This window comes from Enterococcus sp. E4-223, from assembly GCF_035727065.1.
In the GTDB taxonomy this organism is placed as follows: Bacteria; Bacillota; Bacilli; order Lactobacillales; family Enterococcaceae; genus Enterococcus_B; species Enterococcus_B faecium.
This window is the reverse complement of record NZ_JAPMLH010000001.1, coordinates 1-23,119: the sequence shown is the minus strand read 5'-3', so window position 1 is coordinate 23,119 and position 23,119 is coordinate 1. Positions and strand designations below refer to the sequence as shown.

Here is a 23,119-nt window from a genome sequence, read left to right as displayed (position 1 = left end):
TTTTTTTAAACGAAGAAACAACTTATTGCTCCAAAAATGTCAGAAATCGTTTATCCCAAATTTTCTCGTAAAAAGCGATTGTTTCCTTTGCTTTCATAAAAGGATTATCATAAGTTGTCGTTGCTCCTCTACACATCATAAGCTGGTATCCTAATCCATGAGCAAACTTCACAGTCGTATCTATACAATACTCTGCTTGTGCCCCACATAATTCGATCGAATGACAGTCCAATTCAGTTAATAACATACTCAGATTAGTCTTATAAAATGAATTCGCATGGGTTTTTCTCACAAAATAACTGTGTTCAGGAATAGATAATTCCGACAATAGCTCCCATGGTTTTGTTTCTGGTACTAATTGATCATCTTCGTGTTGAACGAAAATAACTGGCTTTCCAATCGTTTCGTATGTTTTGATTCTTTCATTCACTAATGCTGTCACTGTTTCTAATTCGTGTATCGACGAAGAATCAAAACATACCCCTTTTTGTAAATCGATCACTACTATTGCGTCGGCTGTGTTTGACATACTTGTGCCTTCTTTCTTTTTTCTTGATTTAATAGTATTTCTTATCTAGCTAGTTCCATTATACGTGACAACATTTTCTTATTTTACACCTCTAAATGGCACTTTTCGACTATTTCTTCATGTTATTATTTCATAAATACTTAGCTATTGGAGGAATGTATGATGATTAAATTGTATACAGGTTCTGGCTGCTCGTCTTCAAGACGCGCAAAACGTTGGCTTATCGTCCATGATATACCGTTTGTCGAACAGAACTTAATTCGTCAACCACTAACCAAAAATGAATTTATCCACTTACTAAAATTGACAAACAACGGCGTGACCGAAATGCTCTCTACTCATTCTATTAGTTATAAAAATCTTGTTCACAGAATAGACGAGCTCAGTTTGAGTGAACTATACCTTGAGATTCGTACATCCCCTTCTTTATTGAAAAAACCGATTATCTACGACCAGCCTGCAAAACTTTTGACTGGATTTAGCGAAGATAAAATCAGGATGTTCCTTCCTAAAACTAAAAGAAAGCAAGAGCTCAATGAACTCTTACTTTCTGGTCATCTTGTCGATTTTAAAGAAAATAATCTTTTTGCAATGTCTTAATTTTGGCATAAACAATCTGCCGTTCTTAATTAACGAAATCCAATTTTTCCAATATGGATCTATTTTTCTCATTCCTGATTTTTATGATTTCAGCTTTCAGACGCGCCCAATCATTTTTTGTAGGTTGTCCATTCCAGTAAAATATCTGTGTATTCGTTTGATCATATGCCTTTTTGTCGATAGGATAATCGCTAATGACAATATCAGGTAACTGATCAGCGGATGCACTATATTTTATTGGGCGTTCAGTCATAGATAATATCCTTTTCTTTGCCCATAATTCCTGAGTTTTACCGTACTTCGATTGAATATAGAATATGACAGGTTGTTCGTGTTTTATAAAAGTGTCCCTGACTAGCATACAGTATTGAAAAATCAACCGACTGTTCTTTTCATAATAAGTATTAAGCTCTGGAATTCTGCGAGCTACCCCACTAAAAAACTGTTGCATGATTGGATACATCACTGGAAATATATGCTGAAAATCTCTGTCTTCTGCTGATTTTCCGAAAGCATCCACCTTCTTTTTTGTCCCAAAAACCCTTGAATACAAATGGATCATTGCCAAATTGACATATAGATAATTTTTTTCTGAAGTTATAAAACAAATCTTGAAGTTTTTTTCAAAATTTTCTACAATAGACGATTCAATCCAGCCCCAACTTTCTTGTACTTTATCTGGAGCATCCAACAAGTCTTCTTCCAAATAGGTATTCATTACACCAAACATAAAATAAAGGTAAGCTTGCTCTGTTGGAGTGATGTGGTTCATCGACCAGAAGTTTGCTTCAAAAAAAGGCTCTAGTATGTAATGCGTAAACTCTTCTTTTGTTATCAATGGATGCACAAATTTGTTCATCTCTTCTGGGACATACGTAATCGGGTGGCCTTGTTTCATTCGTTGCAACGAAATTCTTAGTAGGCTGATCCATTTCTTTCTATCTATACTACGCGTATATGGCGCATGTTTCGCAAATTTTTCTAATAGTTGACGTTTATTTTTTATACTTGATAATATATCAGAATGATTTTCGTCGAATGACTGCCAATACATCAAGTGAAAAAAGTATCGGATACGGTATTCTTCTCCTTCTATCGGATTACCTTTTTTCAAGCTGCAAGATAAATGATAGTTTTTCAAAATAGTATTAAGTTCTCTTAATTTTCTTTGAATCGTACGCAAACTTATATAATTTTTTTGACTAAGATTTTCTAAGGATTGATAAGTACCTTTGTAAAGTGAATCCAGTAAAATATAACCAATCGTTCCCTCTAACAGTATAGAATAAACTTTACTCAGTAAAAACTGAGAAGAAAACTCGACTTTTATCATCTTGTTTTCTGAAAGAAAAGATAATTTATATTCTGGATACCTTTCGCAAAACGATTCTGCTTGTTGAATCACCGAATTCATCTTAGCCAGGGTGTAGTTTAGATCTAAAGCGATATCCTTCACCACATATAATTTCTCGTCTCTTTCATAACAATAGTTCAAAAATTGATATACTTGCCTTTCATTGATATCAATAAATTCTTCAAACAAAGTACATACTCCTTTTTATCTATTATTTAGACTTATTCCGACAGCTACATGAATAACGTACAAATAGATTCGTTACTGATTTTTCAGAGATACTACCATGCGCAGTGTGCATTGTCAATTATTCTTGCTCTTATTTTCCATTTGTGTTCCTGTTATTTCCTGTTTCTCAAATATGTTAGTAAACAAAAATAGACCTGGCAAAGCTACAACTTCGCCAGGCAATACAGCACTCTCGAATGAAATATTCACTCAAAAATCTATCGTTTTTTATTCAATTTTAGATCTGTTGCTTTTATTCTTTATTTCACTCGATGGAAGAGAGAACGAAAATAGCTTGCTCCTACAATCAAAATGAGTAACACACCCATCCATGTAATTAGCTTGTTCAAGGTTCTACTACCAGTTTCTGGTAAATCGCTTTTTCTATTATCTGTTTCTTTCGCTTTTTCTTGATGAACAATTCCACGAGAAACAAAATCAGGCTGTTTTAGCACACTTTTTAGGTTGCTCCCTGCATTTCTCTTTTGTTCCTTAGTTGGTATGATAGGTACCAAATCAAGTTCATTATTTACTTTTCCTGTGCTGCTTTCACTACTTGTGCTATCCGTACTGCTTTCACTACTTGTTCTATCCGTACTGCTTTCGCTGCTCGTGCTTCCTGTGCTACTTTCACTACTCGTACTCTCCGTACTGCTCTCACTGCTCGTGTTTTCTGTACTGCTTTCACTACTTGTGCTATCTGTACTGCTTTCGCTGCTCGTGCTTCCTGTGCTACTCTCACTACTCGTGTTTTCTGTGCTACTTTCACTGCTCGTACTTTCTGTGCTGCTTTCACTGCTTGTGCTATCCGTACTGCTTTCGCTGCTCGTGTTTTCTGTGCTACTTTCACTGCTCGTACTTTCTGTACTGCTTTCACTACTTGTGCTCTCCGTACTGCTTTCGCTGCTCGTGCTTCCTGTGCTACTTTCACTGCTTGTGCTATCCGTACTGCTTTCGCTGCTCGTGCTTCCTGTGCTACTCTCACTACTCGTGTTTTCTGTGCTACTTTCACTGCTCGTACTTTCTGTGCTGCTTTCACTACTTGTGCTATCTGTACTGCTTTCGCTGCTCGTGCTTCCTGTGCTACTCTCACTGCTCGTGTTTTCTGTGCTACTTTCACTGCTCGTACTTTCTGTGCTGCTTTCACCGCTCGTGTTTTCTGTACTGCTTTCACTACTTGTGCTATCCGTACTGCTTGGCGGTCCAACAACTGTCCAACTGCTTGGTTTCAAATTCTCCGTAATCGTCATCTGTCCATCATAAAAAACAATCAAATCAACTTTATCTTTACTCTTGATCTCATCAATCGATAGTTCTGCAGAAATCATTATTGCATACTCAATACCAGCGGTCCATTGTACGTCTTTTAAATAAACTTCCCCAATAACCTTTTCTGAACTTCCATTACCATCCCAACCATATGTTAGAACAGCATGTACATCACTAGCATTCACGTTTTTGTTTGGTTTGACTGGAATAGTAATGACTTGTTGTGTCATGTCATAAACAATCCGATCAGTTTTCACAGTAAATGAAAGATTCTCATTTGCTCGTTCATTTGCAGAAGTACTGATTCCAATCATTGCTGCAATTATACTCAGCCCAAGAATAACAAATAATACGGTCGCTGTTTTCTTCATTTCTATCACTCTCCATATAATTACCTTCTATTTGATAAAGGAATTATATAAAATGAAAATGATGAGAACACGACAGTCAGTTGTGAAAATCTAACAAAAGATGTCGTGTATTCGCTTGAATTTGTTTACTTTTTCGTTTAATCAATGACAGACTTAAAAAAGCAAGACCGATATCAGCCTTGCTTTCTTCATCTTTTATTGATAAACAGCAGTGTATTTCTTCATCCGCTTTGTTTTATATGCATAGAGTAACAAACCAACAATCAAGACTAACAAGAATAATGTAGTCGATATAGATGCTTCAGCCCCAAAGTTTCCCCCAGTAATTATTGTATTTTGCGATTGGATCAGAGTGGAGAAAAAACCTTGTTCTTGCGTCCCGCTGACTGGTATACCCAAAATAGCTCCTTGTGTCCAATTCCAAGTAATATGAGCACCAATAGCCGTAAATAAACTTCCTGTACTGTAGATAAGTGCGCTGAAAAAGCAACCTGCTAAAAAGATATTGAAAACTGCCAGAAATGTCATGTTAGGATTCAATCCGTGCAAAAGAGCAAATAATGCAGCAGATCCAATCATTGCTATTAACGGACCAAATCTAAGCATCTGATGCTGAAAAAAGCCACGGAATAAAAGCTCTTCTGATGCCCCCACTGCAATAAATAAAATAAAACTCGTTATCAGCGGCACAATGTTTGCGTTTCCTGAATCTAACCGATACGCCCCCGTCAAATATAATGGACTAGTAATAAGCAGAAACACTCCAATTCCAACAACGAGACCTCCCGCTAAATACCCCCAGTCTTTTCCTCGAACAGAAACACCATAATCTTCTATTCTTTTTCCTTCGACCTTACTAGCAAGAAATAAAGCTAGTAAAAAAACAGCTAAATGTCCGACCGTACCGGCAATTGCTCCAATCCATTCACTATTTCCAATAAACATATCCGCAAGTGCATTATTGACAAGAATTCCTAAAACAAAACCAACTAAGACTATTAAAACAGATCCAATCAACCGAATAATCCTGATCATCTTTCATCCCTCCTTTATATTAAGTTTAACAACCCTTTTCTTTCTTGTCTCGTAAAAACTATGTAAATGTTCTCCATCATAGAGAGAATAGATTTTTACGAACTAAGAATATCTACAGCAACCTTACGAAAATGAAAGACTGTCTGCCTGGTTCTTCTGTTAGACTGTCTTTAATATGGAAAGGATGGGAAATTTTTTGAAAAAACAACTACTGATTATGTGCCTTTCAGCATTTGCTATTTTGCTATTCTCAGGTTGTCGCAAGTCCAATGAAACAATTGCAACGTTTAAAGGTGGAACACTTACAGTTCAGGATTTTTATGATAACCCAAAAGTTAAATCAAACAATCAAACACTATTAAAAAAAATGATCGTCTTCAAAGCATTTGATGATGTATACGGAAAAGAGATTTCTTCAAAGGAAGTTACAAAAGAATATAATGAACAAATCAAAAAACTCGGTCCAAACTACAAGGAACAATTAAAAGCAATTGGCCAAACGGAAGAGACATATAAGAAACTTTTGAAACAGATGCTGGCTTTCCAGTACGGTTTGAAAGCCAATGTAAAATTAACAGATAAAGAGCTAGACACTGCTTGGAAAGAATTCTATCCAGAAGTTAGTACACAGATCATTCTATTTTCGACTAAAGAAGAAGCAGATAAAGCAAAAAAAGAAGCAAATGAAGGGGAAAATTTCTCCAAGCTTGTTCAAGCTTATGGAAAAAATAGAACATTAAAGGAAACTGATGGAAAAATGAATTTTGATTCAACCAATCCAGAAATTCCTACTGAAGTAAAAAAAGCAGCATTTAAACTAAAAAACGGGGAAGTTTCTGATATCATTCCTGTAACAGATCCAACGACTTATCAGCAAAGCTATTATCTAGTAAAAATGGTAAAAAAACAGGATAAAGGTTCCAATAAAGATAAATACAAATCAGAGCTAGAAAAAATCGCCACGGAAACAAAAACTCTTGATACGGAATTCATGGACAAAACAATCCGTAAAGTGATGAAAAAAGACAATGTAACTATTAAAGATCCTTATGTAAAAAATATATTCAAATAAACAAGTTTGACCCAATTGGGGATGTGGCAAAATTTGAGAAGTGATTTTTGGAAATTCCTTCTTATTTTTGAGGCAAACCACTTTTGCCACAACTTCATTGGGGTCTTTTTTTATTTGTTACAATCATGAGGATATAAATTTAAAAAAGTTTTTTATTTCTATCACATGAATCAATGCGCCATTAAGTTTTTTCACTTGCCGTATCGCTTCAAAAACAACTATCATAAACTCAAACTCGACTGAAAAGTTATTTAAAAAAGACTAAAAATATCCCTTCTGGACTTGTTCTTCTTATTCTGTTATACTAGAGAAACACGAAAGATATTTTTATGCGACACTTTTCATTTGTTTTTATGAAATTTATTCAAAACTGGCGTAACTTCAGAGTTACAAGGATGTATTAGAGGTTAGGGAATACATCGTTTAAATGAGAAATAAGTAATAGTTAGTAATAGTCATTGAAACTTTAAATTAATGAATATTGAATCGTCAGATAGCCTTCTCGAGTTTTCGAGAAGGCTATCGTTTATTTTATGGAGAAATTGATTCAGAAGTAATCAGCGACCTTTTTTAGTTCACCAATCGTTTCTGCTTGGAAAGTTTGCACCCAATCTTCTTGGAAGCCCCTCACTGCTTTATCAATCGAGGGCATCTCTAATACTTGATCTAGTAGCTCTTTACCTAACGTTATCGCATGAGCTCCAGATCGAATGGCTGTAGTGACTTGTTCACAATTTTTGAAACTAGCTGCTAATATTTTTGTTGGACTTTGCGTACGTTCGATCTCAGTCCGCAACGAATCAATCACTTTCATAGCATCAATGCCTTGATTTTGCATCCTGTTATAATAAGGTGCAATATAATCTGCTCCATTATTAATAGCTAAATACCCTTGTAATTCTGTGTAAATAGCTGTACCGGTAATCAAATAACCTTCTTTTTTCAACTTTTTGATCGCTTGAAGGCCTGCTTGATTCACCGGCACCTTGATAAACGTATCTTTTCCCAGTTCTTCTATGATAACTCGAGAATCCTCTATCATTTCTTCTTCCGTTCTTCCTATTGTCTGAATATGGATAGGAATCTGTCCGATTATTTTTTTGATTTCTTTCATATGCGAGAAGAAGTTTGACGCTCCTTCTTTTTTCAGAATAGTAGGATTTGTTGTTACGCCTGTTAAATTCAAAAACTGTTGACAAGAATAAATACTTTTTGTATTTGCTGTATCAAGCATGATTTCCATATAGCTTTCCCCCATTCTGATCCTCTTGATCGATTTTAATGATTGTCCCCTTTCTTAAATGCGGCATTTCCTTATCTTCTACATACATTGTTCCTGGAAGTTCCGGCTCATGAGATCCATCAAATTTTATCGTGATATGTCCTAATTCATTCAAATTAGTTTGGACAACATCTCCTACTGCTGTGATTACATACATTTGTTTATCAAAACAGAGCTTCATATCACAAGTTATTTCTTTTCTTACCTGATTCAATTCAATCTTATAACAATAATCTGTTAATGTTTCCGGTGCTTCATCTCCAAATAAAATCATTATTTTTTCTTTCCTGAATACTTCTGCTTCTATACCAACATCTGTTACAACCGTTTCAAAGATCGTCATCTCTGTTCCTCCTAAACTCAGCTATATAATCCAAAACTTGCTACCCAAGCAATGATAACTCGTGGGATGCCGTTAAGAAATCTTGAATAAAGAACTGATGGTACACCTACTTCTACTGTCTCAGCTTTTGCTTCTTCCAAACCTAGACCGACTGGAATAAAATCACATGCATTTTGAGTATTGATAGCAAATAGTGCCGGTAATGCTAATTGGGGAGGAATATTTCCTTTCCCAATCTCTACACCGATCAATGTTCCAATCACTTGGCTAATAACTGCCCCTGGACCAAGCAAAGGAGATAAAAATGGCAGTGAACAAATAAATCCAATGATTGTTAATCCAACTGCATTTCCTGCTAAAGGTGCCATAATGTTAGCAAATACATTACCGATCCCAGAACCTTGTATCACACCAATTAAAAGGGAAACGAAAGCCATAAAAGGGATCACTGTCCGGATCATCGTATCTACTGCTTCTCTTGCTGATTGATTGAATGTAGCAACTACTTTTCCCGCGCCCATTCCAATTTTTGCTATCCAGTTTTGCTGCTCTGCTTTTTGCTCGGTTATCTTTTTAGAAGTATCATATTTGTACTTTTTATCTGGAGATGCAGTATTTACTGTTTCTTTGTTATCATCAGTTTCCATTAGTGGCTGTATTTGTTCTAACCCTACTGCTGAAACATAAATATCTTCAGTGATATATTGTGCTAATGGGCCACTTTTTCCTGTGGGAACGATATTGATGGTTGGTATCCCTTTTTTAGGATAAATTCCACATCTAAGAGTCCCTCCACAGTCAACGATTGCAAGCGCGATTTCACTATCAGGTATTGATGTTTTGAATCCATTGATAGACTCCATACCTGTCAGTTCTTCTATTTTATCTACGATCATTGGCCTCTCACCTCCACCTGTGACATAGATGAACTTGTGTTTATCTTTTGTCGGCCTAATAATCAAAGGACCTCCATACCCGCCGTTTCCTTTTACGATCTTGATATCACTATACATTTAAAACTCTCCTTTCTCTAATCAACTGAAAGCTCTACTTTTTTGCTAAGAACGATTCCTTGCTGTCTGCATACAAATCCAGTAGTAAAATCAGTTATCCAACCACCAATAAAGTTCATCAGCAGTCCCACAAGCAAGTATCGGATAGCCAGCTCCATCGAATTTAGCCCTAAGGTTTCGATCCCTTGAGCAATCCCCATCCATACAAACAATTCTCCAGGATTAATATGGGGGAATACACCATTGCTCGTATGACAAAATTGAGCTTGAGCAGCATAATAGCTTGGTTTGTAGTATTCTGGAAGGAAACGAGCCATTGTAAATGACATAGGATTTCCCAACATAAAAGCAGATAAGAATGGTAACACAAGGTAACGAGTAAGCGGATTTTTCGCTGATAATTTGGCTACTTTCGTTACTCGGTCTTCACCTAAAAAAGCAATCAGCGTATTCATTGCAACCATCAGCATCAAGACAACTGGTACGATTCCTGTCATCCAGCTTATGAATGTTTCTGCACCTGTTTGGAACAGCCTCATAAATCCCTCAGCAAATTTTGTTATGATATCCATCGTTTGTCACTCCTTTTTTCTTTGATCGTACTTTTCCATATCCGAAAATTATTGAGCATAGCAATAAAAGGCAATGAAGGTTGTTCACTTTTTTCATTTCCTGCCTCTATTCGTAAGTATACTTCTCTGGCATTTTCTAAAGCTGCTTGTGTCAAACGATCTTCCGCTCGAACTGAGGGATGGTAACGATCGATGTAATGGATATCTTCACCCGCATAGACAGGTAATGAATGAAATTTTGCCAAAGATGTAACCCCTTGCATTTTTCTGACTTCTAAAACTTGATCATGATCGTCTATAGCTAGCATAACAATCGTGCCTGAACGGATTTTCCCAGGTCGTTTACCAATCGCTACTTTTCCTTTTCTTCGCAGTTCGCTATATGTTTGATTGAAATGCTTTAGTTGCTTCCAACCGATAACTGCTTGCAGCACATAAGCTGAAGCTGCGAAAACTATGAATAGATACATATCATTCATGAAGTCTCTCTCCTTTACTTTTGATTAGTTTTAAAAATGATTCTTGTGTCGGTGCTAATTCAATAAACTCATCTATTCCCATTTTTATGAGTTCAAATAGGATATCGTATAGCTCAAATAATTCATTCTCAACTTCAGCCGTCATTTCTTCAGGTATGGCAAATAAAAAAATAAATCCATTTCCTCCTGTTTCTGCTAAACCTTGATCAGTTATTAGCCCTACTGATAAAACAATGTGTTGAGATAGCTGGTTGGTTGTGTGAGGAAAAGCAAATTCTTTGTTAACAAATGTGCTTTGCTGAGATTCTCTTTTCAAGATCCTTTTTTCAAATTCTTCATCCACATAATAGCCTCTGATCAAAGGAGCGACTAATTTGTTTAAATATTCTTGATACGTCTTTTTTTCTTTCCATATTTGATAGAAAAAAACAGTAGAATGAAACCCGACTAATCGCTTTTTTTTTGCTTTTTGCCATTGTGCCCTTAACCAAGAGTCATCGAAAAGATTAGTCAAATGGATCACCGGTGTCTCTTCATTTACATTTTTTAACGGAATCGTTGTAAAAACAGCGAAATATTTGTTTAGATCTACTTTTTCATATTGTTCTTCTGAAACATGTGTTATTTGTATATCCCTCCCCAATATCCTTTTGATTTGTCTTTGGATCATTAATGCTGTTCCTTTTCCTGTCGTATGAACAATGGCTACTTTTTTAGAGGAAAAATGCTCTTTTTGATATCGAAATGCTAACTCCAAATACAACGTTAGGTAGCTGATCTCTACTTTAGAGATCTTATGTTGCAAGATAGCTTCTAATGCTTGTATGCATTCGCTAGCTATTTGGTAAGAAAAAGGATACTTTTTTTCTATCTCACCATAAAATAAATCAGTCAATCGATAACGAAAAATTACCCGATTTATCAATAAAGAGAGGTGCTGTTTCATCTCTTGATATAAGAAGGACTCATCCAGATCAATGAGATCTAATCGTCGAATACGCATCATCATAGGGTCGAAATATAAGCGCAAATCAGAGTTAGCTTTCCTTATCATCGTTATACTTGTGTTGATGATGTTCAAAGGAAAACTGATAAAATCTTTTTCATATTGGCTCAAAGTTAGTTCATAGATTTCTTCCAACTGATTGATCAGTTCATTAAATTCTTGGATATATTCAAAACACCCACTGTAACGATTGATGGGCTTCTTCAACAGATAGTTACTAGAGATTCTATTCAAAGAAATACCGATAACTTTCGTCAAAAGGGTGATTTCTTGTTTACTAGCATTCGTCTTCTTCTGAAAATGTTTGATTGCTTGTTTTTCTTCTAGAAACTGTTCTGTTTTCGTCTCTGAAAAGTAGGGAGAAACAAAATAAAACAAAAGTAGTCGTAATTCTAGCTCATCTCCTATTATTCTTAGTCCTTTATTTGGTGTGCCTGTAATCTTTACATCAAAATCATTGATCATCTCTTTTAATGTCTTTAGATCCTTGACCACTGTTCCTCTGCTGACACCGACTTCTTCAGACAAATCATCCATACGTAAGAAATCCTCTGTTTCGATCAGCCTATTTAGTAAATAAGCGATTCTTTTGGATGCCGAATTGAAATCACTGGCTGTTTTCAATTTTCCTTGCATGATCTCATCAAAAAAATCAAAATCATAAATTTCAAGTTCAAAATGTTTGTTTTTTTGGATGATTTTTGCAATACCGGCAATTTCTTCATTCAACTCCCCAATATCTTTTTTTATGGTTTGATTACTGGTTTTGATTTCTTTTTGCACTTCCTGGATTGAAACTTTCTTCTGAGTGACTAGTAATTTCAATAATTGGTACCATCTGTTTACTAGCGTCACGTGCGTCCCCCCTATCCTTTATCCTCTTGTTTTACCTCCTGAAATATTAGTCGTGACTCCAGTGATATAACTTGATCTTTCTGAAAGATAATAGCAGACTAGATCCGCCACTTCTTGCAGCTTACCACTCCTTCCTAGAGGGATCGTACTTGTTCGACTGTAACCGTTTCTCAGCTGTTCGACGCTTATACCTCTCGTATAAGAAAGAGCTTCTTCATATTCTTGTGTTCTCAAACCGGTTTCTTCCAGTATCCCTGGTGCAACACCTACCACACGAACATTCCTCTTTCCTAACTCTTTTGCCCAAGAACGAGTAAAACTGTTCATCGCTGCTTTTGTAGCAGCATAACAGCTCTGTCCTTCTGATCCTTCCAATCCTGATTCAGAAGAAAGATTCACGATCACTCCTGATCCCTTTTGCACCAAGATTCTTCCAACTGCTTGGCTCATCAAATATACACTTTTTTGATTGACAGCGATCATCTTATCAAAAACTTGTTCTGATAATTCATACTTGCTTTTTGGATGATTTCTATCTATTAGAAGAGAAGGAATATTTATTCCTGCATTATTGACTAGACCATCGATCGTCTTGAAATGTTTCATTACTTTATATATCCCTTCTTCTATGTCCGTTTTAGAAGACACATCGACTTTTAAAGATAGTAGGTTTTCATGCTGTATACGGCATTCAGTTACATCAAAATTCGCTACTTGTGCATTCTGCTTCAACAAATTTTCGACGATACTTCTTCCAATTCCTGAGGAACCTCCAGTTACAATTACTACTTTTCCTGCAATATCCAACCAATCCGACATATGTGATCCTCTCCTTCTTTTTTCTTACAAATCCAGTATAAAAGCTCACTAAAAAAAATTAAGACATGAAATTTACAGCTTCAGCTAAAAAATATGTACTAATGGAAGAGCAAAAAAAATTTTCATCTTTTTGCATAGATTGCTAAAATTCCTGAGCGTTATATAAGCAATGTTTCTCTTTTTGATATATAATTGTTTTATCATTTAAGAAAGGAGAATTCTAATGAAAACTTTAGATGCTATTGCATTAACTTTATTGATTGTGGGAGGGTTGAACTGGCTGTTGGTAGGCTTGTTCGAACTTGATTTAGTAGCTATGATTGCTGGTGGTTCAACAACTATTTTTGCGAAGATCATTTATATCGTCGTAGGTATTTGTGCGATCTACTGCTTGAAATTTTTCCCAATGATTACTAGAAAAGTTGATGAAAGATATTAGAAAGCTATAATTATTAAAAAAGTTATTATCTTCATGAACCTTCCCTTTATTGGGAAGGTTTTTTCATTTTAAACCATCTGCTTTTCTTTGTTTAAGTGATATACTGAATAAAGATAATCTATTTTAGGAGGAGCTATCATGCATAAAGGGATTTACGCAGGCTTGTTGGGAACTGTAATACTTTTTTCTGCCTGTGGATATAAAACAAAGAATTCTGTTAAAGAATCTTCAGCAGCCATTTCAACAACTGAGGTTGGTTCAACTAAAAGTACTTCTACTACTTCCATTACTAATACTTCTACTGGTAATGAAGATTCGCAACATAGCCAATCAAGTATTCAGTCGTCTAGCATTTCTTCAACATCTGAAATGCAAGAAAGCACTGTACCTTCTCTTCCATTAGAAAACTCTGACAAAGCACTTCTATTTCTTATTGCCCACCGTTCCGAATTACAAAGTGACGATATTGTTATTAGCTTTTATCAAAAAATTGATCGAGATTATTTGTTCACAGCTTCCAGCAAACAAATCCGTTCCCAAGGAGGATCTGGAAGCGTTGGTTTTTATCGAGTGTCACCCGAAGCATCGATTACGATGACAGATGCAAATGGAACACCATTTTGATTAGATGATATTATACGGATTTACAGTACTAGCAAGTCATTATTGGTATCATTTTTTCTGAGAAAGTTATACGGAGTATAAATAAGCATTTGCATTAACCTAATAATTCGTTACAGCTATTTCTCTTATGAATATACTCACTTCTCTACTTGCTCTCTTGATAAATTTTTGGTATCTACTTCATTTTCGGTCAACTGAGTTAATGAAATTTATTGTCGGGCGGTTTTCTAGATTCAATTTTTCTATATTTGGATAGAAGAATTTACTTTTTTACCTTTTGACATATTTTCTTCTTATTATTTTAATGATCCCTTTTTCAAATTAGAAAGATAGCCTTTGTATCGTATTAGATGAAATATTCACAAAGCTAACCATTATACTTGCATTTTTTTCAAAATAGAGTTATTACGTAAATAGGGATAAATAAAAAATACTTATTGAAAGGATGATCAAAAATGGCAAATGTACCTAGCATTCGCGACATGTTCCCTGATTTCAATGACGTGTTTAGTCCAGCATTCAATGATTTTTTAGGTGTTTCAAGTTATCCAAAAGTAGATTTAGTCGAAAATGAAAAAGAATACAAACTAACTGCTGATATGCCTGGCTGTGACAAAGAAGACACGACAGTTGAATATTCAGATAATACTTTGACGATCTCCGCCAATCATGAGTCCCATACAGAAGATAAAGAAGATGGCAACTATGTACGGAAAGAAAGACATTCGGTCTCTTACAAACGTTCATTCTATCTTCCTAATGTTGATGAAGAAAAAATCACTGGAACCTTTAAAAACGGTGTGCTGAAATTGGTATTACCTAAAACAGCTCATCAGCCAAAAGAAACAAAAAAAATTGAGTTAAATTAGAACTTATCGCCTCTCGATGAATGAGGGGCGATTTTTATATATTTGGATAAGAACGAGTATGTTTAAATTTTCAAAATGAGCAAAAAAATATTTTGTTTTTACGATAAAGATGTTATGATCTCTCTTGGTAAAAAATATGGGAGTTGATCATTTGATTGTCTTAAGTAAACTTTTGTTTTGGATACCATTTATCATAATGACCAGTGCTTTCTTTTACTTATTCAAAAGGCCTAACAAATACTTACTCTTATCTGCTTGTCCGATGATCTATTTTATCCATAAGATTAGAGGATTTTATTATTACGACTCTGGTATCTCATTGTTTTGCTACGAAATCGGCTTATTAGCTTCGGCCATCTTTTTCATATTTGTGTTAGAATATTTCAGAAAAAAATAAACTTCCAGTCAGTTTTGGCTGGAAGTTTTTTATTTGGTGCAGATCTTTTCAGCTGTTATTCATACAAGTTGATCCATTTTTCTATTATTAAGTACATACCATTGTTACTCTTTGAATGTGGGGGAGAAAAAAATAAAAGGAGTTGGTATTTTGTTAGTTATGAGTAAAGCTTTGTTTTTACTTCCCTGCACGTTCATGTTTATTGTTTTATGTTATTTCAAAAGAAGAAAAAAATGGTGCTGGATCGATGTTCTACTATTCCTTCCCTTTTTCCCGCTTATTTATTTTCTTGAAGAAATATGGGATGATATGGCATGTGATTCTGCTTTTCTTTTTAGTCATTCATTGGGGCTTATGATCTCTCTTATGATCTTTGCCATTGTGCTATTTTTTTTGAATAAAAAATAATGTATTAAAATGTATTAACTCGTTTGTCCCAACTTCCAAAACATATTTTTGAAAGTTGGGTGTTATCTTTTTTGAAGTATAAAAAGATCTCAAATCAATCCACTTTACTTTCTTATTATGTTATTCATAGTAACAAAATCCCACCTACTTTATCTTATAACTTGATTTTTTGCATAAAAACTAAATAAAGAGTGCGGCATTTCGCACTTTTTTATTATAGATAAACGTTTAGACAAATTGGAGTACTTCTAGTGTCGTGATACATTGGCATAGAAATTACTTGCAGTTTGTAGGTTTACATAATTTAATTATAGTTACGCTCTATTTTATCTCCCATTCACTAATATTTCAAAGATGATTTCTCCATCTCGTTAATTATTATAGAAAATCATATGACAAAAGTGTTAGCTTTTTCGATTGGATTCTTGCTCAACTTTATTAATAATACAACTGTCACTTGTTTCATTTATTTAATTAGGAGGGAAAAATTTGAATACTGTTAGCTTGAAAAAAGGATTTTCTACCTTTGATCTAAAAATTTTAGGGATTACGTTGATGTTTATCGATCACATTCATCAAATGTTTTATCCGTTTGGTGCTCCCGATTGGCTGGATTGGTTTGGTAGGCCAGTTGCTACTTTGTTCTTTTTTATAAGCGTTGTAGGCTTCTCACATACACATGATAAAAAGAAATATATGAAGCGACTTTATTTCTCAATGGTTCTTATGGCTTTCTTCACTTATTTTCTTGGTAATATCGTTCATTATGATGAAGTGGTATTGATAAATAATATTTTTAGAGATTTGTTTATTGGTACGGTCATGATGTATGCAATTGATCTTTTCACTGATGGAAAAAATACTGGAAGTTGGAAAAAGATTCTTACAGGTATTTTCTTGTTCATTTTACCAATCTTACTCTCACTATTTATTCCCTTGTTATTTTCCAGTCCAGTAATCGTTCAAAATAAAATTGTTTTTATGCTGATTACGTCATTTTTACCTGCACTGCTTTTAGCAGAAAATAATTTTATGGTTCTTTTGATTCCTTTACTTTATTTAGCAAGAAATCACCGTAGCATTCAATGTATTATTATCTCAATCGTTGCCGGCATATACTTCTTCTTGGGTACGACCCAGTGGATAATGATCTTTTCAGTCATCCCGATATTGTTATATAACGGACAAAAAGGAAAAGGAATGAAATATTTCTTCTATATCTTTTATCCGGCACATATTGCCCTATTATATTTGCTATCCGCGTTTTTATATAAATACTAGACTGATTATTAATGAAAGAAAAACTTGTCATAAACACTTAAAGAATCCCATGAAACTTATGCAGGAGAATTCACCATTTCGATTTAGTTCCTTTCCTTAGTCTTTTTTACCCATTCCATGTTACAATCGCTTTGCAATCGATCTCACAAAAAGGAATCTGGAGGGAAAAAGATGAAGCAAATATTGCCGTTTTTGACGTATAATGGTCAAGCAGAAGAAGCAATCAATTGGTATCACAAAGCTTTTCCTAACTCCGAAATCACTAAGTTGAATCGGTATGGAGATACCAGTAAAGAGGAACCGGATCTTATACTTGAAGGCGAACTGAAATTAGGCAATCAAGTAATTGGATTTTTGGATATGTCAAAAGATTTCCCTGCACCTGCCTCCACCTGGGCATCTACCATTTTGATTGAAGTAGATGATCAGGCAGAATTCGATCAGGCGTTTAATACATTAAAAGATAGCGGAACTGTAATGATGCATGAAAAAAACTATGAGAAGTATACGGAAGTTTGCTGGGTGACTGACAAGTTTGGCTTTACTTGGCAATTGTTATTCTAAGCATGAGATAAAACGTAAAAAACGATAGTTGACATCCATTAAATATGGAAAGTCAACTATCGTTTTTTCTCTCGAGTAATATTACTTTTCTAACTTGAATAAATCGTCTAATGCATTTGAGAATGTTGTTATTTCAAAATCTGGAAATTTCTTTTTAAATTTATCAGAATTAAACTTGTTGTCATAATGATATCTAGGTAATAACTCTTTTAGCTCTTGCATATTTTTATTGAATATAGAGCCAAGATCAAACATCCATTGTTTGATCACTTTATATTTTACCGGTTTGTGCAATTTTTCTTCCATCAACTTTATCATCTCTTCATATGTTCGACTTACATCACAAGGTAGATGCCAGGTTTGGTTATAAGTGTCAGGCTGATTTGCTAAAAGCGCCATGGCTTTACTAGCATCAGGTGTCCATATTAAGGTCCTTAATGTTTGATCAGAAATTGGCAACAAAGCAGTCTTATCATTTTTCACTCGGTTAAACAATAAACTGTTTGTAATACTTTGCGTCTTATTAGGTCCATAAAATTCAGGAGCGCGACAAATCATCACATCGATGTCAGGATTCTCCATTTCAGTCACTAGCCGGTCTGCCATTTTAGCTCGAACAGTGGATTTGATACCATCATAAATAAATTTGCTATCCTCAAATTGTTCCGTGTCATTTTTTTCGTACATATAAGTGTTATCGAAAAAAACTAATTTCGCCTTTGTTTCTTTACAAGCCTGTATGACATTTTCTAACATGATTTCAAATTTTGTTTTCCACTGTTCGGAGTCCATCGGTAATCCTGCAGCAAAATAAACAATCTCACTTCCTGCTACAGCACGAATAGTTGCCTCACGATCTAAAATATCCGCTGAGATTAGTTCGTCTGTATCGTTGATTGATTTCGGATTTCGACTAACTAAGCGCAACTGTTTCCCGTACGTTTGATTGAGTTCTTTTGCTAATTCGTATCCAATTTGGCCATTACTGCCAATAACTGTTTGCATTTAGATAACCTCCTTGATGAATGTTCGTGCTAGTTCTCTTGTTGAATACGGGTTTTGTCCAGTAATCAGATGACCATCCTTTACCACATGACTCTTAAAGAAACGCTTCTTGATAAAATATCCTTTTCTCCTTACAGTCATCTCTTCATTATCAAAAGGAACTACTTTGCTTTTCATCGCCAATAATTCCTCCGTTTTAGTAAAACCAGTCAATTTTTTATTTGCTATTAAATAGTCATTATTAGCAAGTCTGATATTCAATAAACCTGCTATACCGTGGCACACAGATAATACATATCCATTTGATTCATAAATATCACTAGCTATTTTTTGTAATGCACTATTCTCGGGAAAATCCCACATGACACCATGTCCTCCGGTAAAGTAAATAGCAATATAATCTTCACTCTTTACGTTTGCAGGAGACAACGTATTCCTCAAACCTTTTTCAATAAATGTTTCATTAGAATAAATGTCCATAACATCAGGATCTAGATTTTTCATACTTCTAGGGTCAATCGGTACATAACCACCTAACGGACTGACAAAATCAGCTTCAAATTGATATTTATAGATTTCTGCTAAAAATTCTACTGTTTCTCCTAGCCAAAGCCCAGTAGCTTTATTTGTTCCTTTGTATTGATTGACATTTGTTTCAACTATCAGAATTTTCTTCACTGTTTTTTAGCTCCTCTATTTCATCTATTACGTCAGACAAAAAATCTCTTAGTTTATATATATTTTTATTTTCGTGTTTTAAATAGTAAAAATTTTTAGTTCCCTCTTCTCTGACCTCTAATAAATCGGCGTCTTTTAAAATTTTCAAGTGGTGCGATACTGCTGGTCTTGATAAACCTGTATCGTCAGTTAGTTCTCCTACTTGCAAACCATGACAGCTTTTTTCATTTAATAATCTAATCAAAATCAATTGTCTTTTTCTGTCACCTAAAGCTGTTAAAAAATCACTTAATGATTCTAGTTCTGTTTTTAAGCGATCGTGTCCATTCATTGTGATCTACCTCTTTCGTTTATTAGTTTAAACCATTAAACCATTTTTAATAAAATATGTAAATTCCTTTGCTCAAAAAAGTAGCTTCTTTACGATTCGACAATTTCAGATAAAGCAGGTAAAAACTGGCTGTCAGAAAATAGCCAAACTGAAGCAAAAAATAATGTTAAAATTAATTAATGAACGAAAAAAATCCCTCACCTAATATTACGGTGAGGAATTTTTTCTACCGACATAAACAAAAAAACCACCTCATATGAGGCGGTTAACGTTCAACATTATTTTACGATATTTACTGCTTGAGGACCACGTTGTCCTTCTTCAATATCATAAGTAACTGCTTGGCCTTCATCTAAAGACTTAAAGCCTTCTCCTTGGATTGCTGAAAAATGAGCGAATACGTCATTTCCATCTTCACCAGTGATGAAACCAAAACCTTTATCTGAGTTAAACCATTTTACTATACCGTTATTCATATATATTTCCTCCTGATACGTATATAATACGTGTTTTATTGCAATTAATATTACTTGGTAAAAGGAGTTTTTATAGTGTGAATATATCGCTCAGATTACGTTTCAAATTAGATTACTTATTTACTATAACACGGATGTAATGCTAACACAAGGATAATCACTCGATATACGGCTTAAATATAAATAAAAGATGTGAAATTTCAGAAAATCACAATAATTGATTAACCAACGAGAAAGACCTTCAATGAATGATCTCTCTATCAATTAATCGAGTAATATCTAGTTTCTTTTTGTTCTTCGTTAACTACTTCCGTTTTTAAACAAAATGTTTGCAGTGTGGTTATATTAGCAATACAATTTTTCGCAACTTTATATGTTTCCTCTTCAGAAACTCCATATTCTTTTTTTAATTTTGCTTTCGCTGCAGTTAGTTCGTGTTTTCTTAATTTTGTTAATTTGAGGTATCTGTGATTCATTCGAAACTATTCTTCTTATTATTTGGTTATTAGTTGGCTATTAGTTGATAAAATGCTATTATCCTAATTGATATAAGACTATATGGGAGATGATACTGTGGTCACATTTAGTATGCTTTTATTTTGGATTCCAGTCTGTATTGGTGTCATCTCTTTCTTTTACTTCACTAAACGTTCTAGAAAAGCGATTATATTAGTGCTTTCTTTTTTACCATCTGCGTTTTTTATAATAAAAATAATAAAACATACATTTTATCAATCGCTTTCAGCATTAAATTTTTACGTAGTAGGGTTGTTTTTATCTCTTATTCTTTTTATCGTTGTTTTGCGATATCTTTATAAGAATTATTAATTTTTCTGCTTTTATAACTATCAATTGACATCCAACTGTTTCTCCTTAATTCTTGTTTCTGTCGACTTATTATTAAGGTATTGACTATAAAATAAATAAGAGATACTCTTATCTAAAAGTGATAGGAGGAAGAAAAATGACGCTTATCAACAAACTTAATGCTAATATATTTTTATACACCGGAATGATTCTTGTTATACTTAATGCTATTTTTTTAGATTTCAATTTTTTCATAAATATTTTAGGTCTTGCTCTTGTCTCATTTTCTAGTAATATCACAAAAATAATTGGAAATTTTCTAAAAGACGATCACTAGTTGATTGTCTTTTTTTCTGAATGTCTATGTAACTAAAAAATAAGAAAAGAATCTGTTTATCTTTTCCCCTAACGGTAGTCGCTAGACTTTAAGTGCCTTATTTTCTCTTTTTTTACTCATTTAAATAAAATTCTGATTTATCTTGTTGTGGATCAATTCATAATACTCCTTGTTAGAAACTGCTGTGCTGATCTTAGCTTTATTATTTTACAAATCTTACACGATCACACTGCAAAAACGACATTTATTGTAGTCTGTGTTTGATTTGTTTTATCAAATTTTTCATTTGACTAATTAGCTGCCTCTTCATTCTTCTCCTGCATAATGACCTCAATCTTCTCTTCAGCAAAAAAATGGCTAGAAACAGAAGTATCATGTATAATTAAATTAAAATTAAAATAATTAGAGAAGGTGAAGTTATGGATGAATTTCAAATGATAAAAAGCACTCTTGCATCTATAAAAGAATATGTATCAATGAAAAGTAGCTTTCCTAATGAAAGTGATAGAAACAACGTTATAAGGAATTTTAATATTCAGTTTATAGGAAAAGAACGTAAAAAAGTTATTTCTATAGAGATTGCTAATTATTTAAAATTAGAAAATAGGATATTTAACAAATATATTGAAGAAGTTGCCAATGAACTCCACATCAAATTAGAAGGACTCCATAAGGTAAATTCTGTTACTTCGGAAGCTGATGCGTATTATATTTATCTTTGACAATAAGCAATTGATATATTTTAAGTAAACATAACTTTGATGTTTATAAATTGATAGACAGCAACGGAAATAGTAAAAACAAGGATGTGAATTTCAACTCTTCCTAATTGTTCTTACTATTTTTCAACCGTTGCTGTCTATCGCATTTCATCATTCTTTCAATCCGAATTAATTAGGGCACTTTATCGGCATATCTAGTATTTAACCATCAATACCATGACTACTATCGTAAAATCCGTCTTTTATTTTTATTCCGTTCCCTCCCATTGACGATCATTATCTAATATAGAAATCCAAACTTACGAATAGCCTCACTCGCATTAACAATACGTCGATTTGCCATTTTATATACTTCTTCTTCAGAAACTTTGTTGTGACTTCTCCCCTTAGTCTCATTTCTTTCTCATAATAAATAAATAGTGATAAAATAAATATATTGGGAAAGAGAAAAAATAAAGGGGATATAACTTTGTTATTTATTAGTAAAATCATATTCTGGGTTACTTGTGCATATAAAATTATTGTTCTAAGTTGTTTGAAAATATGGCGTAAAAAAGATTGTTTATTGATCGTCTCATTCCTCCCATTTATCTATTTCATGATCAAGATTTGGGATGATTCAGATTCTGATCCCCTTTTTTTATCCAATTATTTAGTTGGGTTAGTGTTTTCGATAGTATTTTTTATTTGTATACCCGTGGTGCTAGTTAATTTTTTCCTAGAGGAAAATGTCTAAACATGTTGGTAAATCAACAAAAAAACGCATATAGTAGTCTCAAAACTCCCAAGAAATGAGGACTACATATGCGTTCATCAAAATATACTGAACATTATACAGATACTTTTATAACATTCAAGGAAATTATGAGAACTGTTTCTAACATATACCACAATTGTGTACCAGATAAGATTAAAAACCGAAGAAATACTGATAAACTGAAGCAACGCGATACAGTGATTATTGCTTGTGTTATATGGGGCATAATTAATGGCTATACTAGCCAAAGAGCCACGTATAGAGCGGTTTGTTCCGTCTTATTTCCTAATGGTGACTTTCCTAGTAGGAGTCGATTCACTCGCTTAAGTTCAAACTTAGCTTACACTATCAAGATTATTCGATACTTTTTCATCAAGAAGCTCACCAAAGGTGAACTAGTCGGAATTATAGATAGTTTTCCTAGTCCATTATGTAAACCAGTTAGAAATAGACAAGCAAAACTATTGAATCAAATAGCCAAAGTTGGCTATAACTCAACAAAAAAATCTTATTTTTATGGTCTTAAAATTCATATGATCGTTACTAAGACTGGCTTTCCGATTACTTACTCAATCACGAATCCAGGTGTCCATGACG

Annotated in this window: 27 protein-coding genes and 4 pseudogenes; 13 read left to right on the top strand and 18 right to left on the bottom strand. The window is 34.0% G+C overall.

Annotated features, from left to right (window positions below; translation table 11 throughout):
• Positions 1–22: 22 nt before the first annotated feature.
• Positions 23–529, bottom strand: a complete 507-nt coding sequence (locus OS139_RS00155; protein WP_002331725.1) for a cysteine hydrolase family protein — start codon at positions 527–529, stop codon at positions 23–25.
• A 159-nt stretch (positions 530–688) separates the two neighbouring features.
• On the opposite strand from OS139_RS00155, the gene OS139_RS00150 reads away from it, so the two are divergent.
• Positions 689–1,129 carry a Spx/MgsR family RNA polymerase-binding regulatory protein gene (locus OS139_RS00150; protein WP_002331724.1) on the top strand — a complete coding sequence of 147 codons (441 nt, stop codon included), beginning with the start codon at positions 689–691 and terminating at the stop codon, positions 1,127–1,129.
• A 25-nt stretch (positions 1,130–1,154) separates the two neighbouring features.
• On the opposite strand, the gene OS139_RS00145 is transcribed toward OS139_RS00150, so the two are convergent.
• From OS139_RS00145 to OS139_RS00125, 5 genes and pseudogenes are all read right to left on the bottom strand, one after another.
• Positions 1,155–2,183 (bottom strand): hypothetical protein, encoded by a 1,029-nt coding sequence (locus OS139_RS00145; RefSeq protein WP_061605280.1) that lies wholly within the window; start codon positions 2,181–2,183, stop codon positions 1,155–1,157.
• A gap of 54 nt (positions 2,184–2,237) precedes the next feature.
• Positions 2,238–2,462: pseudogene (locus OS139_RS00140) on the bottom strand (helix-turn-helix domain-containing protein); the annotation flags it as partial.
• A 509-nt stretch (positions 2,463–2,971) separates the two neighbouring features.
• Positions 2,972–3,505: pseudogene (sgrA, locus tag OS139_RS00135) on the bottom strand (LPXTG-anchored fibrinogen/nidogen-binding adhesin SgrA); the annotation flags it as partial.
• Positions 3,506–3,637: 132 nt separating this feature from the next.
• Positions 3,638–4,351, bottom strand: a pseudogene (gene sgrA / locus OS139_RS00130) (LPXTG-anchored fibrinogen/nidogen-binding adhesin SgrA); the annotation flags it as partial.
• A gap of 195 nt (positions 4,352–4,546) precedes the next feature.
• Positions 4,547–5,386, bottom strand: coding sequence for a CPBP family intramembrane glutamic endopeptidase (locus tag OS139_RS00125; RefSeq protein ID WP_002296628.1), 840 nt, complete (start codon positions 5,384–5,386; stop codon positions 4,547–4,549).
• Between the two features lie 184 nt (positions 5,387–5,570).
• On the opposite strand from OS139_RS00125, the gene OS139_RS00120 reads away from it, so the two are divergent.
• Positions 5,571–6,458, top strand: coding sequence for a peptidyl-prolyl cis-trans isomerase (locus OS139_RS00120; RefSeq protein WP_002331720.1), 888 nt, complete (start codon positions 5,571–5,573; stop codon positions 6,456–6,458).
• A gap of 547 nt (positions 6,459–7,005) precedes the next feature.
• Here the strand turns inward: OS139_RS00120 and OS139_RS00115 are convergent.
• From OS139_RS00115 to OS139_RS00085, 7 genes are read right to left on the bottom strand one after another with little or no spacing between them, the layout of a single operon-like run.
• The gene (locus OS139_RS00115) at positions 7,006–7,701 is read right to left on the bottom strand and encodes a fructose-6-phosphate aldolase (RefSeq protein WP_016628000.1); all 696 of its coding nucleotides are present in this window, start codon (positions 7,699–7,701) and stop codon (positions 7,006–7,008) included.
• The gene (locus tag OS139_RS00110) at positions 7,685–8,083 is read right to left on the bottom strand and encodes a PTS glucitol/sorbitol transporter subunit IIA (RefSeq protein WP_002296624.1); all 399 of its coding nucleotides are present in this window, start codon (positions 8,081–8,083) and stop codon (positions 7,685–7,687) included. Before OS139_RS00110 ends, OS139_RS00115 begins: the two co-directional genes overlap by 17 nt.
• 17 nt (positions 8,084–8,100) lie before the next feature.
• Positions 8,101–9,096, bottom strand: a complete 996-nt coding sequence (srlE, locus tag OS139_RS00105; RefSeq protein ID WP_002331718.1) for a PTS glucitol/sorbitol transporter subunit IIB — start codon at positions 9,094–9,096, stop codon at positions 8,101–8,103.
• 17 nt (positions 9,097–9,113) lie between these two features.
• Entirely contained in the window at positions 9,114–9,668 is a 555-nt protein-coding gene (gene srlA / locus OS139_RS00100) for a PTS glucitol/sorbitol transporter subunit IIC (RefSeq protein ID WP_002289423.1), read from the bottom strand.
• Positions 9,656–10,147: a transcriptional regulator GutM gene (locus OS139_RS00095; protein ID WP_002331717.1), complete on the bottom strand. Its 492-nt coding sequence runs from the start codon at positions 10,145–10,147 to the stop codon at positions 9,656–9,658. Before OS139_RS00095 ends, srlA begins: the two co-directional genes overlap by 13 nt.
• The gene (locus OS139_RS00090) at positions 10,140–12,008 is read right to left on the bottom strand and encodes a BglG family transcription antiterminator (protein WP_325066759.1); all 1,869 of its coding nucleotides are present in this window, start codon (positions 12,006–12,008) and stop codon (positions 10,140–10,142) included. Before OS139_RS00090 ends, OS139_RS00095 begins: the two co-directional genes overlap by 8 nt.
• An 18-nt stretch (positions 12,009–12,026) precedes the next feature.
• Positions 12,027–12,827: an SDR family oxidoreductase gene (locus OS139_RS00085; RefSeq protein ID WP_002289420.1), complete on the bottom strand. Its 801-nt coding sequence runs from the start codon at positions 12,825–12,827 to the stop codon at positions 12,027–12,029.
• 223 nt (positions 12,828–13,050) lie between these two features.
• Between OS139_RS00085 and OS139_RS00080 the strand changes: the two genes are divergently transcribed.
• From OS139_RS00080 to OS139_RS00050, 7 genes are all read left to right on the top strand, one after another.
• Entirely contained in the window at positions 13,051–13,266 is a 216-nt protein-coding gene (locus OS139_RS00080) for a DUF378 domain-containing protein (protein WP_002289418.1), read from the top strand.
• A gap of 138 nt (positions 13,267–13,404) precedes the next feature.
• Positions 13,405–13,890: a hypothetical protein gene (locus OS139_RS00075; protein WP_002331715.1), complete on the top strand. Its 486-nt coding sequence runs from the start codon at positions 13,405–13,407 to the stop codon at positions 13,888–13,890.
• A 455-nt stretch (positions 13,891–14,345) separates the two neighbouring features.
• The gene (locus OS139_RS00070) at positions 14,346–14,759 is read left to right on the top strand and encodes an Hsp20/alpha crystallin family protein (RefSeq protein ID WP_002299276.1); all 414 of its coding nucleotides are present in this window, start codon (positions 14,346–14,348) and stop codon (positions 14,757–14,759) included.
• A gap of 136 nt (positions 14,760–14,895) precedes the next feature.
• Entirely contained in the window at positions 14,896–15,156 is a 261-nt protein-coding gene (locus OS139_RS00065) for a hypothetical protein (protein ID WP_002322258.1), read from the top strand.
• Between the two features lie 117 nt (positions 15,157–15,273).
• Positions 15,274–15,564, top strand: a complete 291-nt coding sequence (locus OS139_RS00060) for a hypothetical protein (protein WP_016628003.1) — start codon at positions 15,274–15,276, stop codon at positions 15,562–15,564.
• A gap of 489 nt (positions 15,565–16,053) precedes the next feature.
• Entirely contained in the window at positions 16,054–16,845 is a 792-nt protein-coding gene (locus OS139_RS00055; protein WP_002331714.1) for a TraX family protein, read from the top strand.
• 171 nt (positions 16,846–17,016) lie between these two features.
• On the top strand, positions 17,017–17,409 hold the full coding sequence (locus tag OS139_RS00050) for a VOC family protein (protein WP_002323082.1): 393 nt from the start codon (positions 17,017–17,019) through the stop codon (positions 17,407–17,409).
• Between the two features lie 81 nt (positions 17,410–17,490).
• Here OS139_RS00050 and OS139_RS00045 read toward each other — a convergent pair whose 3' ends face one another.
• The 5 genes from OS139_RS00045 to OS139_RS00025 all read right to left on the bottom strand — a co-directional run bounded on the left by OS139_RS00045 (position 17,491) and on the right by OS139_RS00025 (position 20,375).
• Entirely contained in the window at positions 17,491–18,414 is a 924-nt protein-coding gene (locus OS139_RS00045; protein ID WP_002331713.1) for an NAD-dependent epimerase/dehydratase family protein, read from the bottom strand.
• Positions 18,415–19,092 (bottom strand): type 1 glutamine amidotransferase domain-containing protein, encoded by a 678-nt coding sequence (locus OS139_RS00040; protein ID WP_002331712.1) that lies wholly within the window; start codon positions 19,090–19,092, stop codon positions 18,415–18,417.
• Complete coding sequence (locus OS139_RS00035) at positions 19,070–19,423, bottom strand: ArsR/SmtB family transcription factor (RefSeq protein WP_002331711.1); 354 nt, start codon at positions 19,421–19,423, stop codon at positions 19,070–19,072. The genes OS139_RS00040 and OS139_RS00035 overlap by 23 nt, the downstream gene beginning before the upstream one ends.
• 278 nt (positions 19,424–19,701) lie before the next feature.
• Entirely contained in the window at positions 19,702–19,899 is a 198-nt protein-coding gene (locus tag OS139_RS00030; protein WP_002331710.1) for a cold-shock protein, read from the bottom strand.
• 260 nt (positions 19,900–20,159) lie between these two features.
• The gene (locus OS139_RS00025) at positions 20,160–20,375 is read right to left on the bottom strand and encodes a hypothetical protein (protein ID WP_002331709.1); all 216 of its coding nucleotides are present in this window, start codon (positions 20,373–20,375) and stop codon (positions 20,160–20,162) included.
• A gap of 97 nt (positions 20,376–20,472) precedes the next feature.
• On the opposite strand from OS139_RS00025, the gene OS139_RS00020 reads away from it, so the two are divergent.
• The 4 genes and pseudogenes from OS139_RS00020 to OS139_RS00005 all read left to right on the top strand — a co-directional run.
• On the top strand, positions 20,473–20,727 hold the full coding sequence (locus tag OS139_RS00020) for a hypothetical protein (protein ID WP_002298667.1): 255 nt from the start codon (positions 20,473–20,475) through the stop codon (positions 20,725–20,727).
• Between the two features lie 136 nt (positions 20,728–20,863).
• Positions 20,864–21,043 carry a hypothetical protein gene (locus tag OS139_RS00015; RefSeq protein WP_002324899.1) on the top strand — a complete coding sequence of 60 codons (180 nt, stop codon included), beginning with the start codon at positions 20,864–20,866 and terminating at the stop codon, positions 21,041–21,043.
• Positions 21,044–21,462: 419 nt separating this feature from the next.
• A complete protein-coding gene (locus OS139_RS00010; RefSeq protein ID WP_002331708.1) occupies positions 21,463–21,765 on the top strand; it encodes a hypothetical protein in 303 nt (100 codons plus the stop codon).
• An 804-nt stretch (positions 21,766–22,569) separates the two neighbouring features.
• Positions 22,570–23,119: pseudogene (locus OS139_RS00005) on the top strand (IS982-like element ISEfm1 family transposase); the annotation flags it as partial.

Excerpts from the sequence above, each read along its gene's own strand:
- OS139_RS00155 (WP_002331725.1), bottom strand. The coding sequence starts at position 529 with ATGTCAAACACAGCCGACGCAATAGTAGTGATCGATTTACAAAAAGGG.
- OS139_RS00150 (WP_002331724.1), top strand. The coding sequence starts at position 689 with ATGATGATTAAATTGTATACAGGTTCTGGCTGCTCGTCTTCAAGACGC.
- OS139_RS00145 (WP_061605280.1), bottom strand. The coding sequence starts at position 2,183 with ATGTATTGGCAGTCATTCGACGAAAATCATTCTGATATATTATCAAGT.
- OS139_RS00125 (WP_002296628.1), bottom strand. The coding sequence starts at position 5,386 with ATGATCAGGATTATTCGGTTGATTGGATCTGTTTTAATAGTCTTAGTT.
- OS139_RS00120 (WP_002331720.1), top strand. The coding sequence starts at position 5,571 with ATGGGAAATTTTTTGAAAAAACAACTACTGATTATGTGCCTTTCAGCA.
- OS139_RS00115 (WP_016628000.1), bottom strand. The coding sequence starts at position 7,701 with ATGGAAATCATGCTTGATACAGCAAATACAAAAAGTATTTATTCTTGT.
- OS139_RS00110 (WP_002296624.1), bottom strand. The coding sequence starts at position 8,083 with ATGACGATCTTTGAAACGGTTGTAACAGATGTTGGTATAGAAGCAGAA.
- srlE (WP_002331718.1), bottom strand. The coding sequence starts at position 9,096 with ATGTATAGTGATATCAAGATCGTAAAAGGAAACGGCGGGTATGGAGGT.
- srlA (WP_002289423.1), bottom strand. The coding sequence starts at position 9,668 with ATGGATATCATAACAAAATTTGCTGAGGGATTTATGAGGCTGTTCCAA.
- OS139_RS00095 (WP_002331717.1), bottom strand. The coding sequence starts at position 10,147 with ATGAATGATATGTATCTATTCATAGTTTTCGCAGCTTCAGCTTATGTG.
- OS139_RS00085 (WP_002289420.1), bottom strand. The coding sequence starts at position 12,827 with ATGTCGGATTGGTTGGATATTGCAGGAAAAGTAGTAATTGTAACTGGA.
- OS139_RS00080 (WP_002289418.1), top strand. The coding sequence starts at position 13,051 with ATGAAAACTTTAGATGCTATTGCATTAACTTTATTGATTGTGGGAGGG.
- OS139_RS00075 (WP_002331715.1), top strand. The coding sequence starts at position 13,405 with ATGCATAAAGGGATTTACGCAGGCTTGTTGGGAACTGTAATACTTTTT.
- OS139_RS00070 (WP_002299276.1), top strand. The coding sequence starts at position 14,346 with ATGGCAAATGTACCTAGCATTCGCGACATGTTCCCTGATTTCAATGAC.
- OS139_RS00065 (WP_002322258.1), top strand. The coding sequence starts at position 14,896 with ATGGGAGTTGATCATTTGATTGTCTTAAGTAAACTTTTGTTTTGGATA.
- OS139_RS00050 (WP_002323082.1), top strand. The coding sequence starts at position 17,017 with ATGAAGCAAATATTGCCGTTTTTGACGTATAATGGTCAAGCAGAAGAA.
- OS139_RS00045 (WP_002331713.1), bottom strand. The coding sequence starts at position 18,414 with ATGCAAACAGTTATTGGCAGTAATGGCCAAATTGGATACGAATTAGCA.
- OS139_RS00035 (WP_002331711.1), bottom strand. The coding sequence starts at position 19,423 with ATGAATGGACACGATCGCTTAAAAACAGAACTAGAATCATTAAGTGAT.
- OS139_RS00030 (WP_002331710.1), bottom strand. The coding sequence starts at position 19,899 with ATGAATAACGGTATAGTAAAATGGTTTAACTCAGATAAAGGTTTTGGT.
- OS139_RS00025 (WP_002331709.1), bottom strand. The coding sequence starts at position 20,375 with ATGAATCACAGATACCTCAAATTAACAAAATTAAGAAAACACGAACTA.
- OS139_RS00015 (WP_002324899.1), top strand. The coding sequence starts at position 20,864 with ATGACGCTTATCAACAAACTTAATGCTAATATATTTTTATACACCGGA.
- OS139_RS00010 (WP_002331708.1), top strand. The coding sequence starts at position 21,463 with ATGGATGAATTTCAAATGATAAAAAGCACTCTTGCATCTATAAAAGAA.